This is a genomic window from Gelatiniphilus marinus (assembly GCF_042684345.1).
In the GTDB taxonomy this organism is placed as follows: domain Bacteria; phylum Bacteroidota; class Bacteroidia; order Flavobacteriales; family Flavobacteriaceae; genus Gelatiniphilus; species Gelatiniphilus marinus.
Map to the genome: position 1 here is coordinate 89,158 of NZ_JBHULK010000002.1, position 17,245 is coordinate 106,402.

A 17,245-nucleotide genomic window follows, 5' to 3' on the forward strand; every position below is an offset into this window, starting at 1 on the left:
TACAGAAGAAAGGGAGTTGCTTACCAAATCTAAGACTGAAAACTCGGGATGCAGTCCTGATTTATGGGAATATCAAAAATTAGGAATCATTAAAAGTGTGGGTTTGCTTTTTTAACGCATCTCTTTGTCCCGCTCTTGGAGGTTTAGGGTTGGGTTTTATTCAAAACAATTTACTAAGCTCTAGTTGAAAATTTGTTATAATAAATTACTTGTTATGTGTTTTGAATGAAAATAATTTCAATATGTTAAAATTCACCACGGGTTAATAAATCCTAATTTTCTTTCAGATGTACCTTTCTATATTCGTGTGGTGTTTTCCCGGTTATTTTTTTAAACACATTAAAAAATGCCGATTTGGAGTTAAATCCCGCTTCCAACCCTATGGCTATAATGGTATAATTAAAAAAATCTGGGGTGTTTAATAGTTTTTTTGCTTCTTCTACCCTAAACGTGTTTAGGTATTCGGTAAAGCCCATACCCAATTCTGTATTTATAATTCTGGACAAATGGCTGGTGCTTATATTAAATGTATTGGCAATTCGCTGTAGTGTTAAGTTGGGGTTTAAGTATATTTTATCCTTTAGAAAAAGATCTTCCAGCTTTTGGATGTATTCATTTTTTTCAGATTTTGAAGGAACTGCTATAGAAATTTTTTCTGTATTCCGTCTTATGGTTTTACGTTGTTCAGATATTTTAAACTTATAAATACCAATATGACCAAGCCAATATATGGTAGCAGAAATACCTATCCAAAGCGCATAAAAAGAAGTATTATAATTTATGAAAAATATATTTCTGATGGCAAGTGCCATCCATAAAATTGTTAAGATTGCAAATATTAACAATGTAATAGCGAGCCAATTAATATCGCCGTAAATGGTATTTAAGTCTAGTCGGTTTTGATTTTTTTTTAAAGCTCTAAGCTTGAAAACCAAATGGATTAAAATGCCAATAGTGAGTAAAAGCCCTACCAACTCTTGGATGCTTAGTATATAGCCAAAAAACAAATAAAATCCCTCGTTTTTAACATTTGTAATTACACCTGCCCTATAAATAAACGTTAAAAGCAGAAAGAGTAAAAAAGGAGAGTACAGCCACTTTTGGCGAGTTGCTGTTTTCTTGACAGGCTGTAAAAAAGTAACCACATAAAAATAGATAAGTACCGGTAATAAAGAGGCCCAAGGAAAAAACACATAACTGTACATATCTTGTGAGGACATGATATTGGAATCGGACAAAAAATACTGAAGGTTGCTAAATGTGAAACACAGAATAAGGGCTATGAGGTAATAAATACACCTATGTCTGTATTTTTTTGAAGTAAAAACAACAATAGAAAATATAAAACCTTGTATAATGCCCGTCAGTATAAGGGTGTTATATATATTAAGAGTCATTAAATTTTTGGTTATCTTTTCTAAATATACAACTTTACACCGCTTAAGGGCAATTCGTGCTAGTAAAATTAATTAGCGCCACCTTACCGTCTCCATAATATGCTTAATGTCTTTTTGTAGATAATGGGCGGCTGGGAGAATAGAATCGTAATTGGGTTTGGTTTTAAAATATAACGAGCCAGTTAAGAAGTGGTTAATGCTATCTGTAATGTAAAACTGTGCTTGCGAAGCCGCATTTCCGGCAACTTCGTAAAACATGCCGTAGGTTTTTTTATTTGGGTTTTCGTAAACGGTTTCTACAATGGCATCGGCTTTAATATTGTGTTTTTGGGTAAAGTTCTGTGCGTCTCGTAAAAAATCTATAAGGTTTTTTTTATTGCCATCAATAGCTTTGTAGGTTAAAAAAATAGTGCCTTTAATTGTTGGGTACTCTAAGTTTATGCCATAGCTATTTGTTGGCGCTTTAACGGGTTTCAGTTTTATTTTTGATGCTAGTAGGTTGGTTTCGAAAGTGAAGGGAACATCAAGGTTGGATGTTGTGTAATTGGCCTTTGGGTAGTCTAGTCTTAAATACGCCTTTGGTTTTGGTACATAATTTTCGCCGCATGCCACTAGTGCGAAAACCAATGGCAGTAAACAAATTTTAATAAGGTAAGTGTAATACGTTTTCAAAATCATCACGTTTTAAATCGCTGTTAGTACTTATTGTTTAATGGTAAACTTAACCAATTTAATTCGTTTTTTGTCCATAGCTTCTATAGTGAAAACGTAATTTTCGAAATTTATTTTACTGTTTAACTTCGGGAAGCTTTTAGATATTTCCAGAACAAAACCCGCTATGGTTTCAGCTTCGCCTTTATGGTCTTCAAAAGCAGTATCGTCTTCAATTTTTATAATCTTATAAAAATCTTTTAAAGCGGTTTTGCCTTCAAATACATAGTTGTTGTCGTCTAGTTTAGAGTACATTAGGTCTTCGTCGTCAAACTCATCGCTAATGTCGCCAACAATTTCTTCAATAATATCTTCTAAAGAAATCAATCCGGAAGTGCCACCATATTCATCGACCACAACAGCTAAATGCACTTTTTTCTCTTGAAATTCTGCCATTAAATCATCTAGTTTTTTGTTTTCCGGAACAAAAAAGGGATCGCGTAACAAAGTGGTCCAATCAAACTGTTCCCTGTCTATATAGGGCAGTAAGTCTTTTACGTACAGCACCCCTTCAATACTGTCTATATTATCTCTGTAAACCGGGATTCTGGAATAGCCGTTGGCAATGATTTCGGGCATAATTTCGGCATAATTTTGCTCGATATTAAGTGCAAAAATATCTATTCTGGGGCGCATAACCTGTTTGGTGTCTGTATTGCCAAACGAGACAATGCCTTGCAATATTTTTTGTTCTTCTTTGGTGGTATCGTCTTCGCTGGTAAGCTCTAGGGCCTGAGACAGTTGATTGATGCTTAAATTGGATTTTTGCTTGCCCAGTTTTTTATGGATGGCTAATGTAATGCCGCGCATGGGCATGCTTATAGGGGTTAAAAGCACATCTAAAATACGCAGCGGATACGCCATAAACGTTACAAATTTTAGCTTGTTTCTGTTGGCGTAGATTTTAGGTAATATTTCGCCAAATAGTAAAATAAGAAAAGTTACTATAATAACTTCTAAAGTAAATTTAAGTAAAGGCGATGCAATCGAATCAAACATATTGCCGCCCAAATAAGCGAATAAAATAACGATAGCAATGTTTATAAAATTGTTAGACACCAAAATGGTGGCCAGTAATTTTTTAGGGCGTTCTAAAAGTTTTGCTATAATTTGTATGCGTTTGGAATTTTGTTCTAAGCCTTCATTAATATCTGTTCTTGTTAGGGAGAACAAAGCAACTTCGGCGCCAGAAATAAGGCCAGAACAAATTAAAAGCAAAAATAACAGGGCATAACCGCTAACAACCGAAAAATCAATTGTTAAAACTAATGCTATAAAACTCGCGGGATCAGGATCCAATGGTAGTGGTATTGGTTAAACATAGGATTTCGCAGAAAACTATAAATGTACTCGTTGCATTAAAACGGAAGGTCATCATTTTCTTCTTCAACAGGCTTTGTTGCTTCAGTTGGTTTTGCAGCTTGGTTTTGGGCTACCGGTTTGTTGGCCGCTTGGGGCTCGCCTTCTTTTTTAGTGCTTAAAAACGTAAAATCTGTACAGTGCACCTCTGTAGAATAGCGATCGGCACCTTTGTCGTCTTGCCATTTTCTGGTTTTTAATCGGCCTTCAATATACACTTTATCGCCTTTGCTTAAATATTTTTCGCAAATTTCGGCACCTTTGTTGCGTACCACAATGTTGTGCCATTCGGTATTGGTAATGCGCTCGTTGGTTTGTTTGCTCGTGTAGGTCTCGTTTGTGGCCAAGGGAAAACGGCCAATGCAGCCGCCACCTTCAAAATAATGCATTTTTACTTCATCGCCCAAATGCCCAATAAGCATTACTTTATTTAATGTACCCGACATAATCTTGTTAAATTTTATGTTGCAAAATTACTCTTTTGCATTTTGATAAACTTAAAATTAATAAAAAATTATGACTGTTTAAAATAGAGCGATAAAAACCTTCGTTATTTTTAGCTTCCTTCGCTGTAGATATTGGAATTGATAATAGCTTTTTAAGCAAAAAACCCGAATATGCAGTATTGCTTTAGAAATTAAAGTCTTCAATAAAACTACCAATTAAAGCAGGTACCGGAAAATCGTGTACCTTATCAAAAGAAACACCGTTAGCATTTAGGGTATTAACATAAACAATCCAGAATTTAGTGTGTAGGTGCTGGTGGGATAATTTATGGATAATGGCATCCTTATTATATGGCACCAATTCAAAATCTGTATCTTTTAAAATCTCGTATGTTTTTAAAAGCTTTTTTAGCGCATTTAAGCTCTGTGCGTTATTGGTTTCAATTAACGGAAATTGGTACAAATTTTGCCAAATCCCTTTGCCTTTGCGTTTTTCCAATAGGGTTTTTTGGTCTTTTGAGATAAACACCAAAAAATTATAGTGCTTTTTTTTCGCTTTCGCGGATTTAATTTTAACGGGCAATTCCGCTATTGTGTTTTTATTAAACGCCACGCACCCATTTTTTAATGGGCAAACAGCGCAATTAGGGCTTTTGGGCCTGCATTGCACCGCACCAAACTCCATAATGGCCTGGTTAAAATCTGCAGGGTTTTTTTTATCAATTAATTCTTGCGCCAAGGCCTTAAACGCTTTAGTGCCTTTTGATGAGTTTATGGGGGTATCTATACCAAAATATCTGGACAATACCCTGTAAACATTACCATCTACCACTGCCGCAACCTCGTTAAAACAAATAGAGGCCACGGCACTAGCGGTATAATCGCCAACACCTTTTAGTTTTAACAGTGCTTTGTAGTTGTTTGGAAATGTGCCGTTTAACTTATAAACTATATGTTTTGCGCTAGCATGTAAATTTCTGGCCCTAGAGTAATACCCAAGTCCTTGCCATAGTTTTAGTACATCGCTTTCAGGAGCCTTCGCCAAATCAAAAACCGTTGGATATTTGGCAACAAATGCATCGTAATAGGGCAAACCCTGCTTAACTTGGGTTTGCTGTAAAATAATTTCAGACAGCCATATATAGTAGGGGTTTTTGGTTTTTCGCCAAGGAAGCGCCCTTTTGTTTTCTGAGTACCAGCGGGTTAGGGTTTTGGTAAATATCATTAATCAATTAAATAGAGCAAACAAAAATAAACCTTTATAATCTTAAATTTTAATGAATTAGGTTTGAAATATTGAATATTAAATTCCTATATTTGCATCCCTTTAATTTATAATAGTAACAAAAAAATATATTAAAATGACGAAGGCTGATTTAGTAGCAAAAATTTCTGAGAAATTAGGAATAGAAAAAGGAGACGTTCAAGCAACTGTTGAAACATTTATGGAAGAAGTAAAAACATCTCTAGAAAGTGGCGATAATGTTTATCTAAGAGGTTTTGGTAGCTTTATAATTAAAACAAGAGCCGAAAAAACAGGAAGAAATATATCAAAAAACACAACCATAAAAATACCTGCTCACAATATACCAGCATTTAAGCCGGCAAAAGTATTTGTTGAAGGCGTTAAAACAAATGTTGACGTAAAATAAAAGAGCGCTAAACGAATTATTAATTTAAAAAACACTATTTATGCCAAGTGGTAAAAAACGTAAAAGACATAAGGTAGCAACGCACAAACGTAAAAAACGTAGACGCGCTAACCGTCACAAAAAGAAAAAATAAACCAGAAAAGTAGTTAGTTTAGCTACTTTTTTCGGTTTTAAAACAACAAGTTCTTTGAAATGAGTTCATTAAAACCAAAGTTTAACAAGTGTTTTATTTGAGCTCCACAGATTTAAAATCCTGTGAAATACCTTATTTAAAACTAATCTTGAATTTAGCAAGATTGGTATTAAGGTATGCAATCTGATAATTAAAAAACAAGACTCATTGTCAGATTAAAAAATATTGTATAATCCATCTGTCGCTCATTTTAAGCGACGGATAAAAATTAACTAAATGGATAAAGAATTGATTATTCGATCTAGTTCCGACAACGTTGATTTTGCCTTATTAAAAGATGGAAAACTTATTGAATTACAGAAAGACGAAGATAGTAACGCCTTCTCGGTTGGTGATGTGTTTATAGCCAAAATCCGAAAAGCCGTTCCTGGCTTAAATGCCGCATTTGTAAATGTAGGCTACGAAAAAGATGCGTTTTTGCATTACCACGATTTAGGCCCAAAACTCCCTTCGCTTTTAAAGTTCACAAAACGTGTAAGCACAGGTAAACTAAACGATTTTTCTTTAAAAAATTTCCCATTCGAAAAAGATATTGATAAAGACGGCAAAATCGCCGATGTCTTAAAATCAAATCAATCGCTATTAGTACAAATAGTAAAAGAGCCCATATCAACCAAAGGCCCTAGAATAAGCTCAGAGCTTTCTATTGCCGGTAGATATATTGTTTTGGTCCCTTTTTCCAATCGCATCTCTATTTCACAAAAAATAGAAGACAAAGCCGAAAAAGACCGATTAAAACGATTGGTTAAAAGCATTACCCCACAAGGTTTTGGCATTATAGTACGTACGGTAGCACAAGGCAAAAAAGTAGCTGAACTAGATAAAGACTTACAAAACTTGCTTAGTCGATGGACGGCAATGTGTAAAAAGCTACATAAAGCCCATCATCCCAGTAAAGTATTAGGAGAAATGAACAAGGCCTCGTCTATTTTGCGAGACATTTTCAACGACACCTTTACAGGAATTACTGTAGATGACGAAGAGCTTTATTACCAAATTAAAGATTACGTGCAAGAAATAGCACCAAAAAAAGAATCAATAGTAAAATTGTATCAGTCTAAAATCCCCATTTTTGAAAAATTCGGGATAGAAAGACAAATAAAAACCTCCTTTGGCAAAACCGTTTCTATGGCAAAAGGCGCCTATTTGGTAATAGAACATACCGAAGCCCTACACGTTATAGACGTAAACAGCGGCAATCGCTCTAACAAAGCCAACAGTCAAGAAGATACAGCACTAGAAGTCAACTTAATCGCAGCCACCGAATTGGCGCGCCAACTCCGGTTACGCGATATGGGAGGCATTATAGTAGTCGATTTTATAGACCTAACAAAATCCGAAAACCGACAAAAACTGTTTAATCACCTTCGAGACGAAATGAAGGACGACAGGGCAAAACACAAAATATTGCCACCTAGTAAATTTGGATTGATACAAATAACAAGACAGCGTGTTAGACCGGAAATGAACATTAAAACCCGCGAGGAGAATCCAGACGTGGTCATTAACGGAAAAGAGGTCGAAGCCCCAATAGGCTTAGTGCAAACCATAACACAAGATTTAGAAAAACTATTAAAAAAAGACTATAAAAAGCTGACTTTAAACACACATCCTTTTATAGCAGCCTTTTTAACAAAAGGCTTTCCATCAGTGCGCTCAAAATGGTTTTTGGAGCACAAAAAATGGGTTAAAATTTTACCAAGAGATGCTTACACATACCTAGAATACCACTTTTTCGATAAAGATGGTAATAAAATTAAATAACCTATAAACGCCTTGCTATTAGTTTAGTTAGGCGTTTTTTGGTTTCACACAACCGGTAAGGCTTTAAGCTGCATTAAACCACAATCCATCGCCCGCTTTTTATTTGGGCATTAGCTTTTTCCTTCGGCTTAGTTCGGGTTCCTTTCATACAAGTCGCTTAGGGTAGCTGGTAGGGCTTGAAGTTTATCCCTAACGCAATAGAAGGGTTATGTCTTTTTAAAGCATAATTGCGGCTGATGATCTATTGCGGCAATTTATTTGTTTCCAAATATTTTAAAACAAAAACCTTTTTTCTTTTAAAAAGTATGCCGCATCAACCCCTAACGTGTATATCTGCCAAAACCCGTTTAAACTACAATGTTTGCTTACTCCAGCACCCGCACTTAAAATTTTATAAAACACTCTGTTTTAATGCAACTTTTAACAATTGCAATTTAACCAATTTAGCAGCAATTACATTTATAAATCATACCTTCAAGTTTCTTATATTTGCTATAATATAAAAAAGACCTAAGTAGTGCAATTGCCAGTAAAGCATTGTGTTATTATATATAAAAAACCAAAACCACGAACCAAATGCTATTACACAAATCTAACAGCTTAATTTTTTTTCGTCCGCAAGCACATAATAATTGCGGGGCACATTTTTTTGATTCGGGTATCTCTGCTGGTTTTCCTTCGCCTGCTGAAGATTTTAAAGAGCAGCGCTTATCGTTAGATCGAGAGCTTATAAAAAACAAAGAAGCCACCTTTTTTGCACGAGTAAGCGGGCAATCTATGATAGGCGCAGGCTTAGACGATAACGATCTTTTGGTAATAGATAGAAGTTTAGAGCCCGCGCACAACAAGATTGCCGTATGTTTTCTTGATGGCGAATTTACCGTAAAGCGCTTAAAGGTAAATACAGAAGGTGTATGGTTAGAGCCCGAAAACCCTAATTACCCAATTATAAAAATTACTGAAGACAACGATTTTGTAATTTGGGGCATTGTTACCAATGTGATTAAAAAGGTATAAACAAAAAAAGCTTCAGAATTTCTGAAGCTTTTTTTATAAATAGTATTGTTGTAATTAGTCTGCCAAGACAATTACCTTATTATCGTTAAGTTCTAAAGTGCCCGAGCCAATTGCCAACCAAGTGCCTTTATCTTTTCCTTTTGTAAATTTATCCTTTACCTCTTCGTCTAAAGCAATGTCTCCATAAATTTTAACATAACCAGCTTTTAAAAGCGATACAATAGGAGCGTGGTCTTTAAGCATTTCAAACTCACCATTTACACCAGGTACAGCAATACTTGTTACTTCTCCGCTAAATAATGTGGCCTCTGGCGATACAATTTCTAAATACATAGTTAAACTTGTTTAACTACCCTAAATTATTTCAGGGTCTTTTTAATGTTTATTTGCGCTTCAATTTTAGAGAGATGGCTGAAAATAAATTCAGCACTTGTCTCGGCTTAGGCCTCGGCAAGCATTTTTTCTCCAGCTTCAATAGCTTCTTCAATGGTTCCTTTAAGGTTAAAGGCTGCTTCTGGTAAGTGGTCTAGTTCACCGTCCATAATCATGTTAAAACCTTTAATGGTTTCTTTAATATCTACCAAAACACCAGGGATACCGGTAAATTGTTCTGCTACGTGGAAAGGTTGCGAAAGGAAACGCTGTACACGTCTGGCCCTACCAACAGCCATTTTATCTTCTTCAGATAATTCTTCCATACCCAAAATGGCAATAATATCTTGTAATTCTTTATAGCGTTGTAATAACTCTTTTACACGTTGCGCACAAGCGTAATGCTCGTTTCCTAAAATATCGGCAGTTAAAATCCTTGATGTAGAATCTAACGGGTCTACCGCAGGGTAAATACCTAACTCAGCAATTTTTCTTGAAAGTACTGTTGTAGCATCTAAGTGGGCAAAGGTAGTTGCAGGTGCAGGATCTGTTAAATCATCTGCTGGTACGTAAACTGCTTGTACCGATGTAATAGAGCCTCTTTTGGTTGATGTAATACGCTCTTGCATGGCACCCATCTCGGTTGCTAACGTAGGTTGGTAACCTACGGCAGAAGGCATACGTCCTAATAAAGCAGATACCTCTGAACCGGCTTGTGTAAATCGGAAAATGTTATCTACGAAGAAAAGTACGTCTTTTCCTTGGCCTTCACCAGCTCCATCACGGAAATATTCGGCTATGGTTAAACCCGAAAGTGCCACACGAGCACGTGCTCCGGGAGGTTCGTTCATTTGTCCGAATACGAAAGTTGCTTTAGAGTCTTTCATTGCTGTTTTATCTACTTTGGATAAATCCCATCCGCCGTCTTCCATAGAATGCATAAAATCATCACCGTAACGGATAATTCCGGACTCTAGCATTTCACGAAGTAAATCGTTTCCTTCACGAGTTCTTTCGCCAACTCCTGCGAATACCGAAAGACCACCGTGTCCTTTTGCAATGTTGTTGATCAACTCTTGAATTAATACGGTTTTACCAACACCGGCACCGCCAAATAAACCAATTTTACCGCCTTTTGCATAAGGTTCAATTAAATCGATAACTTTAATGCCTGTAAATAAAACCTCGGTAGAGGTTGATAAATCTTCGAATTTAGGTGCTTGTCTGTGAATTGGCAAACCTGCTTCTCCTGCTTTAGGTAAATCGCCCAATCCATCAATAGCATCTCCAATAACATTAAATAAGCGTCCGTAAACATCGTCTCCAATAGGCATTTGGATAGGGGCACCTGTAGCGGTAACCTCTGTTCCTCTGCTTAAACCATCAGAGGAATCCATAGCAATAGTTCGTACAGTATCTTCACCAATGTGAGACTGTACCTCTAGTACTAATGTAGAACCATCGGGCCTGTTAATTTCTAATGAATCATAAATTTTTGGAAGTTCAGCATCAGTACCGAATTCTACATCGATAACCGGACCTACTATTTGTGCAACTTTACCTGTAACTTTAGACATTACTTATGTGTTTAATATTATGCGTTTTAATTCTATGAAAACACTTAAAGTTTTCGCGTGCAAAGATATATTTTTTAATTTAAAATGAAAGTTGTTTTTTTAGGTTTTTTGGAATAAAAAAACACCTTCGTGCAGAAGGTGTTTTGTAATTGTGTTTTATATGCTGTTTATTGCAGTGTTGGATGGTAATTGGTTGGGTAGTCTCCGGCTTTTGCAACGTTTCCGGAGGCAACGAAGTTAGAGCCGAAATTGGTATCGATAGCTTCTAAAAACTTATTGGCCATATATGCATACCCTCTCGATGTTAAATGTATGCCGTCTAGCCCAACAGCCCCACCAGTAACTAAGTTTGTTTGCAGCGTAAAGTCATCAAATAAGATTCCGTTAATTTTAGCATCTTGAAGTATGGTGTTTAAATCTACTAAAGCTACGTTTTCATTAGCGTTTGCTAAGGCTTCTATTGTTGTATTGTAGGCATCGGTTGCGTTCTTTATTTCGGTAAGCTCGTCTCTGTCCAGAGCATCGCCATCATCTATACCATTAACCGCAGCAATAACGAGTGCGCCTTGTTGGGGGGTTGGTGTACCACCGGCTTGTAATAAACCGAGAACTTGAAGCACTTCGTTAGTTAAAGCTACAGAGCCATAACCTTTAGCCAATGCATCTTGATCTATAGTTAAAACCAATAATTCATCTTCAGTCATCTGTCTGAAACCTAGTGGGTTTGAAGGTGTAACAGGTACATCTATAATCCATCTGTTGGAGCCTTCATTAAAAGGTATTGCATATTGGCTGGCCAATGCTTGAGCCTGTGCTGGAGGCACCATTTGTGCAATCAATACTTGGGTGAATATTCCTGCAACAGCTTGAAAAAAACCGGTAAGTTGAGCTGCGGTTGAAGCATCTAATACTAAGGCATTGTTAGGTACTGTTGTAAAATGAGGTAAATCTGTAATATAAGGTACATTGGTTACTACGCCTTTGGCACCACCAGAGGTTAATGTAGAGATTAAGAATTGAAATGTAGAATCGAAACCAATTCCAGGAGGTCCTGCTGATGGGGTAATTAAGTTGCTGCCGTCTCCACCAGATGTTGCATAGCCCAATACGTCATTGCCACCAATTTCAGATAAGGTAAAAAACGTTGGGTTTTGTGCCATGGCATCGCCTAACATGGTAGCTGTAGGGCTAGAAGCCATTCTTATAAAATAAGGGTTGGCACTTACACCCAAATTGGCAATATTGCCATAGCCATCGAATAATAAATGAAAACTTTTCGCACCAGGAACCCCCATGTTGTTAAAAGGGCCTGTTGGGTTATTAACCAGTAAATCTGTAGTAGATGTAACAGGGCCTATTACAGATGATAATGGAACGGGGCCAGCGCCGCCAAAAACCAATCTTGGGCCAGTTGAAGCCCCTGGGATTTGTGCCCCTCCAACAGCAATGCCTCCAATGTTGTCGTTCATTAAAGGTTGCGAAAATATACCGCCACCTGCTTTTGAGAATTGTTGAGCTAAAATATTAGGGAACGAATTTTCTTGAGCCGCTTTAAACAAAGCACTGTCTGTAAAGCCGGCCGTAAATGAGGCGCCTAAAGCCACATAGTTGGAAAAATCTGCTGTACCAGAGCTAAGTGCGGGTGGTTCTACAATAACTTCTGGCTCTGCATTTGTTCCTTTTAAAATATCTTCGGGTTCGTTACAGGATGAAAAGCCAATTAAGATTAATAATAGCCATATATATTTAGTATTCATAATTGTTTTTATTTTATAAGTTGTTAATTGTCCATGATAGATAGTACATAGATCCTATATGGCCAGTTCCTATGGCCGAGAAATATTCGTCGCCTAAAAGATTGGTTGCGCCTATTTTAAAAGTAGATTTAAAGCTTGGTACCCTTAGGTTTATTTGTGCATCTAGTACGTGGTATTCTGGAATTAAACCGGTTGCAAAAGTGTTTTCCCAGAAATAGTCGTCGCTGAATCTGTAATTAATGTTAAATCCAAAGTTTTTGAATAAATTGGTATTGCCAAACGAAGCTTTGAATTTATGTTCTGGCGTGTTAAAGTTTGTTACAAAGTCTGGAAATGCATCTTGATCAAAGTCTAATTTGGTATAGGTGTAGCTGCCTCCTAAATCGAAGTTTCCTAATACCTTTGTTGATACTCCAATTGAAGCACCGTAGGAGTTAACGTTTGCTTCAGAGTTGGTGTAAGTATTGTAAGTGATATAATCGTTTCTGTTTAAAGCTTCGACTCCTGATGCGTCTCCTGCTGTTCCGTAAAGTGGGGAAATAACATATTGTTGTGATATAAAATCTTTATAACTGTTGTAATAAGCACTAAAGTCTATAATAAGTTTGTTGAATTTTCCTCTATAACCAACTTCAGCAGAAGTTACTTGTTCTGGTTTTACTAAATCTGGGTTGGAAACCAATAAATCACTTTGATTACCAGTAGCTTGGTAGCGTAGTACAGAGTTTTCGCTATAAGAGTTATTATAGGCTGCGGCACCAGTTTGATTGTATGTATTTCCATCATTTGCTGGGTAATCTCTAGAATATCTTTCAAGGTTTTCTGGTGCAGCCCCAACTAGTATGGCACGATTTGCATCTAAGCCAATAAATAAATCTTGAGTGGTTGGGTTTCTAAACCCAGTTTGTACAGAGGCTCTAATGTTGTGGTTTCTATTTACTGTTAAACCCGCAGATATTCTAGGGGATAAAAAGCCATCGAAGAATTTAGATTTATCGTAGCGGATAGACCCTGTTAATTTTAGGTTTAAGTCTTCGCTTAGTGCTAAACTTTTTTGAATTTGGGTATAAATACCATATTCAGAGTAATCAATAGGGCCATTTTCTGGTGTGTCTGTATAAATTGTTCCAAAAGAATTCAAATTATATTGTCTGTAAGACCCACCAACCTGGATATCGGCAAAATCGATTAAGTGGCTAAAGTTGTAATTGGCATCGGCATGATAATATTTAGAGGCATCTTGAAATTTAGACCCTGTTCTTAAATCGGGATCGTTAATGCTTTTATTAAAGGCCGCTTTAAACCCATCGCTCCCTGGTAAAAAGCGACCATCTTCTGCTTGGATTCTGGCTGCTTCGTGGGCTTGTGCATCGGTTCCGCCACCCAATGTGGTTAATACATAAGTGCCTGCATATTCTGCAAACCAGTTTAAGTCTGGTTTCCAAGCTCTGTTAATATTAATACCTGTGAAAACCATATCGTAGGAGTCTCCAGCTTTATCGGCAACTACATAACCTCTTAAAAAGAAATTTTCATTACGTAGTTCTAATTTGTGCTGTTCTTGAAAAAAATTTTCAATATTATATCTATTTAATCCTTGATAGAGCGTGGTTCCTGTTCCTATTTTGCCTACATAAGATATTTCAAAATCATTTTCCCAGGGTCTAAAGTACAATCCCCAGTCGGCTTTAACACTTTTGGCCTCGTAATCGGTTAAATCGCTTTCGCTATATCCAGTTCTGCTAACCCTAACGCTGGGAACCAATGCATTTGCACCGGCAGGTAAATAGGGCTGTCCTGTTGCAGGATTAATTGCAGACTCTAAAGCAAAGGCAACACTTTTTAGGTTTTGGCTTACTTCATCGCCATAGATATTGATTCCATTGTAGTTAAGGTTGGAGGTTCTGGAGCCTCCATCGCTATTTTGATCTACTTCGCTATTGGCAACCCAATCGGTGCCTTTTAGGTAGCCAAAATTAACTTTAGCAGCAAATTTATTGCTGAATTTATGGGCAAGTCTAATACTATAATCTACATATTGGTTGTTTCCGGCAGCCTCTTGAGAGGTAACTCCACCTTTAAGAGAAGCGCTAATTCCTGGGTGGTCAAAAGGATTTTTACTTCGCATAAACAAAATGCCGTTAAATGCATTTGCCCCATATAATGCCGAAGATGCTCCTGGGAGTAGCTCAACGCTTAAAACATCGGTTTCTGTCATGCCTACTAAATTTCCAATAGGGAAGTTTAAAGCAGGGGTAGAGTTATCCATACCATCTACCAATTGCATAAAACGGTTGTTTGCAAAAGCAGAAAAGCCTCTGGTGTTAACAGATTTAAAGGTTAAGCTATTGGTGTGTATATCGACACCTTTTAGGTTTTCCAGCCCATCATAAAAATCAGCCGAAGCCGTGTTTTTAATTTCTTTTAGTCCCAATCGTTCAACGGTTACAGGCGATTCGAAGATTCTTTCTGGAGTACGGGATGCCGAAATTACAACTTCGTCTAGCGATGTACCTTCGTTAAGCACAAAATTGAGTACTTGGTTGTTTGTGGTAACCTCTATGGTAGCAGTGCTAAAGCCAATCATGCTGGCTTGTACAGAAAAAGGTGGGTTTTGGCTTACGTTTAGGTTGAAAGCACCGTCAAAATCTGTTACTGTTCCTGTTGAAGTGCCTGAAACAATAATGTTTGCTCCAGGAAGTGGTTGTCCGTTATCGTCAACAACGGTTCCTGAAATTGCTGTTGTTTGGGCATTAGAGAATGCGCAAAAAAACAACAGTAAAAAGGGGAGAATAGTTTTCATTTACAAGAATTAGTTTAATTATTATTTAGCAATATAAATATATATAAGATGATTTTCATATAAAAATTTAAAAAAATTATGCGCGCATAGCAGTTTTGAAATAAAAACTTGTTGTTTTTTCGCTCTGAGCTAAGCATGTTTTTGTTTGGATAGGTGTTTAGATGGGTTGGCACCTTTTTATTCTACGGTAACCGATTTAGCTAAATTTCGAGGCTGATCTACATTGCAATTGCGCATTACTGCGATATGATACGAGAGGAGCTGTAAGGGAATTGTGGTTAATAGTGGTGAAAAAGCTTCTTCTGATTCCGGTATTTCTATAACATGGTCTGCAATTTCCTTTACGGCAGTATCGCCTTGGGTAACAACAGCGATTATCTTGCCTTTTCTCGATTTAATTTCTTGAATGTTGCTAACTACTTTTTCGTAATGGCCTTTGCTGGTTGCTATAACTATTACGGGCATTCTGTCGTCAATTAACGCTATGGGGCCATGTTTCATTTCTGCCGCGGGGTAGCCTTCGGCGTGTATATAAGAGATTTCTTTTAATTTTAAAGCGCCTTCTAGTGCTACCGGAAAATTATAGCCTCTTCCTAAATATAAACAATTGGGAGATAGTAAATATTGTCTGGCAATGTCTTTTACGTGGTCGTCAACGTTTAATAGCTGTTCTACTTTTTGCGGAATTAATTCTAACTCTCGTAGATATAATCTAAAATCTGAGCTAGACATGGTGCCTTTGGCTCTGGCTAAACGCAGGGCAATAAGCGTTAAAACGGTTATTTGGGTGGTAAACGCTTTAGTTGAAGCCACACCAATCTCAGGCCCTGCATGGGTGTAAGCCCCAGCGTGGGTTTCTCTTGCAATGGAAGAGCCTACAACGTTGCAAACTCCAAACACAAATGCACCTCTGGATTTTGCTAACTTTATGGCGGCCAATGTATCGGCAGTTTCGCCAGATTGCGAGATGGCAATTACCACATCGTTCTCGTTTATTACTGGATTTCTGTACCGAAACTCTGAGGCATATTCTACTTCTACAGGTATTCTGGCAAATTCCTCAAAAATATATTCGGCAACCAATCCGGCATGCCACGAGGTGCCGCAGGCTATTATAATGATGCGATTGGCATTTAAAAAGGTTTTCATGTTATCCTCAACTCCAGCCATTTTTATAATGGCTTCATCGCTTAAAAGCCGGCCTCTATAGGTGTCTCTTATAGCTTTTGGTTGTTCGTGGATTTCCTTGAGCATAAAATGTTCGTAACCCCCTTTTTCTATTTGCTCGAGATTCAATTGAAGTTCTTGTATGTAAGGGGCAACTAACGAATCGTCTTTTATTTTTCTTATTTTTATTTCTTTTCCAAGCCTTATTATGGCCATCTCTTCGTCTTCGAGATAAATTGCGTTTTTTGTGTATTCTATAAACGGAGAGGCATCACTGGCTATAAAAAACTCGTCTTCCCCAATGCCAACTGCAAGAGGGCTGCCAAGTCTAGCAATTACAACTTCTCCGGGTTTGGTTTTATCAAAAACAGCAATGGCATAGGCACCAACAACTTGGTTTAGTGCAATTTGTACAGCTTTGCCAAGTTTTACATTTTCTTTCTTTTTTACGTCTTCAATTAAATTTATGAGTACTTCGGTGTCGGTATCAGATTGAAAGGTGTAGCCTCTGGAAATTAATTCTTTTTTAAGCGCATCGTAATTTTCGATAATACCGTTGTGGATAATGGCTAAATCTCCAGAATTTGAGGCATGTGGATGGGAGTTTACATCGTTTGGAACGCCATGGGTTGCCCATCGGGTATGCCCGATGCCCAAGTTGCCGTTTTGAGTGATTTCTTTTGCTGATTGGTTTTCTAGATCTGAAACCTTTCCTTTGGTTTTAGAGATTTTAAGATCGTTGCCGTCAAATAAGGCTATTCCTGCACTGTCGTAGCCTCTGTATTCTAGTCGTTTAAGTCCTTCAATAATAATGGGGTAAGCTTCTCGGTACCCTAAATATCCTACTATTCCACACATAAGTAATTTGTTTAATTTGGGTTAAATGCCAAAAAAACCTTAAAAAATAAGATGATTTTAGAATTTGTTTGGTTTGATTTATGTGTAGCAAATATGTAAAAAAAATATCAACAAATGCTAAAATAGTACATGAAGTTGATGTTTTATACGATGAAATTCATCGATGCCAATA

The 17,245-nt window shown here is 37.1% G+C and carries 13 protein-coding genes; 3 read left to right on the forward strand and 10 right to left on the reverse strand.

Annotated elements, in window-relative coordinates:
- Positions 1-272 precede the first annotated feature (272 nt).
- The 5 genes from ACFSQS_RS05565 to mutY form a co-directional block, all read right to left on the reverse strand.
- The gene (locus ACFSQS_RS05565; protein ID WP_388015393.1) at positions 273-1,220 is read right to left on the reverse strand and encodes a helix-turn-helix domain-containing protein; all 948 of its coding nucleotides are present in this window, start codon (positions 1,218-1,220) and stop codon (positions 273-275) included.
- A 249-nt stretch (positions 1,221-1,469) separates the two neighbouring features.
- Entirely contained in the window at positions 1,470-2,045 is a 576-nt protein-coding gene (gene gldD / locus ACFSQS_RS05570; protein WP_449267408.1) for a gliding motility lipoprotein GldD, read from the reverse strand.
- A gap of 54 nt (positions 2,046-2,099) precedes the next feature.
- A complete protein-coding gene (locus ACFSQS_RS05575) occupies positions 2,100-3,407 on the reverse strand; it encodes a gliding motility-associated protein GldE (protein WP_388015399.1) in 1,308 nt (435 codons plus the stop codon).
- 59 nt (positions 3,408-3,466) lie between these two features.
- Positions 3,467-3,913, reverse strand: a complete 447-nt coding sequence (locus tag ACFSQS_RS05580) for a single-stranded DNA-binding protein (protein WP_388015402.1) — start codon at positions 3,911-3,913, stop codon at positions 3,467-3,469.
- A gap of 184 nt (positions 3,914-4,097) precedes the next feature.
- Positions 4,098-5,138, reverse strand: a complete 1,041-nt coding sequence (gene mutY / locus ACFSQS_RS05585) for an A/G-specific adenine glycosylase (protein ID WP_388015405.1) — start codon at positions 5,136-5,138, stop codon at positions 4,098-4,100.
- A gap of 136 nt (positions 5,139-5,274) precedes the next feature.
- Between mutY and ACFSQS_RS05590 the strand changes: the two genes are divergently transcribed.
- The 3 genes from ACFSQS_RS05590 (at position 5,275) to ACFSQS_RS05600 (ending at position 8,539) form a co-directional block, all read left to right on the forward strand.
- Positions 5,275-5,565 (forward strand): HU family DNA-binding protein, encoded by a 291-nt coding sequence (locus tag ACFSQS_RS05590; protein ID WP_019386001.1) that lies wholly within the window; start codon positions 5,275-5,277, stop codon positions 5,563-5,565.
- A 409-nt stretch (positions 5,566-5,974) separates the two neighbouring features.
- Positions 5,975-7,522: an Rne/Rng family ribonuclease gene (locus ACFSQS_RS05595; RefSeq protein ID WP_388015410.1), complete on the forward strand. Its 1,548-nt coding sequence runs from the start codon at positions 5,975-5,977 to the stop codon at positions 7,520-7,522.
- A gap of 576 nt (positions 7,523-8,098) precedes the next feature.
- Positions 8,099-8,539, forward strand: coding sequence for a LexA family protein (locus ACFSQS_RS05600; RefSeq protein WP_388015413.1), 441 nt, complete (start codon positions 8,099-8,101; stop codon positions 8,537-8,539).
- A gap of 54 nt (positions 8,540-8,593) precedes the next feature.
- On the opposite strand, the gene ACFSQS_RS05605 is transcribed toward ACFSQS_RS05600, so the two are convergent.
- The 5 genes from ACFSQS_RS05605 to glmS all read right to left on the reverse strand — a co-directional run bounded on the left by ACFSQS_RS05605 (position 8,594) and on the right by glmS (position 17,073).
- The gene (locus ACFSQS_RS05605; protein WP_388015416.1) at positions 8,594-8,872 is read right to left on the reverse strand and encodes a F0F1 ATP synthase subunit epsilon; all 279 of its coding nucleotides are present in this window, start codon (positions 8,870-8,872) and stop codon (positions 8,594-8,596) included.
- 107 nt (positions 8,873-8,979) lie between these two features.
- A complete protein-coding gene (gene atpD, locus ACFSQS_RS05610) occupies positions 8,980-10,488 on the reverse strand; it encodes a F0F1 ATP synthase subunit beta (RefSeq protein ID WP_388015419.1) in 1,509 nt (502 codons plus the stop codon).
- A 167-nt stretch (positions 10,489-10,655) separates the two neighbouring features.
- Positions 10,656-12,245, reverse strand: a complete 1,590-nt coding sequence (locus ACFSQS_RS05615) for a G-D-S-L family lipolytic protein (RefSeq protein ID WP_388015422.1) — start codon at positions 12,243-12,245, stop codon at positions 10,656-10,658.
- A 13-nt stretch (positions 12,246-12,258) separates the two neighbouring features.
- Positions 12,259-15,048, reverse strand: a complete 2,790-nt coding sequence (locus ACFSQS_RS05620) for a TonB-dependent receptor (RefSeq protein ID WP_388015425.1) — start codon at positions 15,046-15,048, stop codon at positions 12,259-12,261.
- Between the two features lie 177 nt (positions 15,049-15,225).
- A complete protein-coding gene (glmS, locus tag ACFSQS_RS05625; protein WP_388015428.1) occupies positions 15,226-17,073 on the reverse strand; it encodes a glutamine--fructose-6-phosphate transaminase (isomerizing) in 1,848 nt (615 codons plus the stop codon).
- Between the last annotated feature and the right edge of the window lie 172 nt (positions 17,074-17,245).

What these genes read in the sequence shown, in the direction of transcription:
- glmS (WP_388015428.1), bottom strand. Translation starts at nt 17,073, where the DNA reads ATGTGTGGAATAGTAGGATATTTAGGGTACCGAGAAGCTTACCCCATT.
- ACFSQS_RS05620 (WP_388015425.1), bottom strand. Translation starts at nt 15,048, where the DNA reads ATGAAAACTATTCTCCCCTTTTTACTGTTGTTTTTTTGCGCATTCTCT.
- ACFSQS_RS05595 (WP_388015410.1), top strand. Translation starts at nt 5,975, where the DNA reads ATGGATAAAGAATTGATTATTCGATCTAGTTCCGACAACGTTGATTTT.
- mutY (WP_388015405.1), bottom strand. Translation starts at nt 5,138, where the DNA reads ATGATATTTACCAAAACCCTAACCCGCTGGTACTCAGAAAACAAAAGG.
- ACFSQS_RS05590 (WP_019386001.1), top strand. Translation starts at nt 5,275, where the DNA reads ATGACGAAGGCTGATTTAGTAGCAAAAATTTCTGAGAAATTAGGAATA.
- ACFSQS_RS05580 (WP_388015402.1), bottom strand. Translation starts at nt 3,913, where the DNA reads ATGTCGGGTACATTAAATAAAGTAATGCTTATTGGGCATTTGGGCGAT.
- ACFSQS_RS05565 (WP_388015393.1), bottom strand. Translation starts at nt 1,220, where the DNA reads ATGTCCTCACAAGATATGTACAGTTATGTGTTTTTTCCTTGGGCCTCT.
- ACFSQS_RS05605 (WP_388015416.1), bottom strand. Translation starts at nt 8,872, where the DNA reads ATGTATTTAGAAATTGTATCGCCAGAGGCCACATTATTTAGCGGAGAA.
- atpD (WP_388015419.1), bottom strand. Translation starts at nt 10,488, where the DNA reads ATGTCTAAAGTTACAGGTAAAGTTGCACAAATAGTAGGTCCGGTTATC.
- ACFSQS_RS05600 (WP_388015413.1), top strand. Translation starts at nt 8,099, where the DNA reads ATGCTATTACACAAATCTAACAGCTTAATTTTTTTTCGTCCGCAAGCA.
- ACFSQS_RS05615 (WP_388015422.1), bottom strand. Translation starts at nt 12,245, where the DNA reads ATGAATACTAAATATATATGGCTATTATTAATCTTAATTGGCTTTTCA.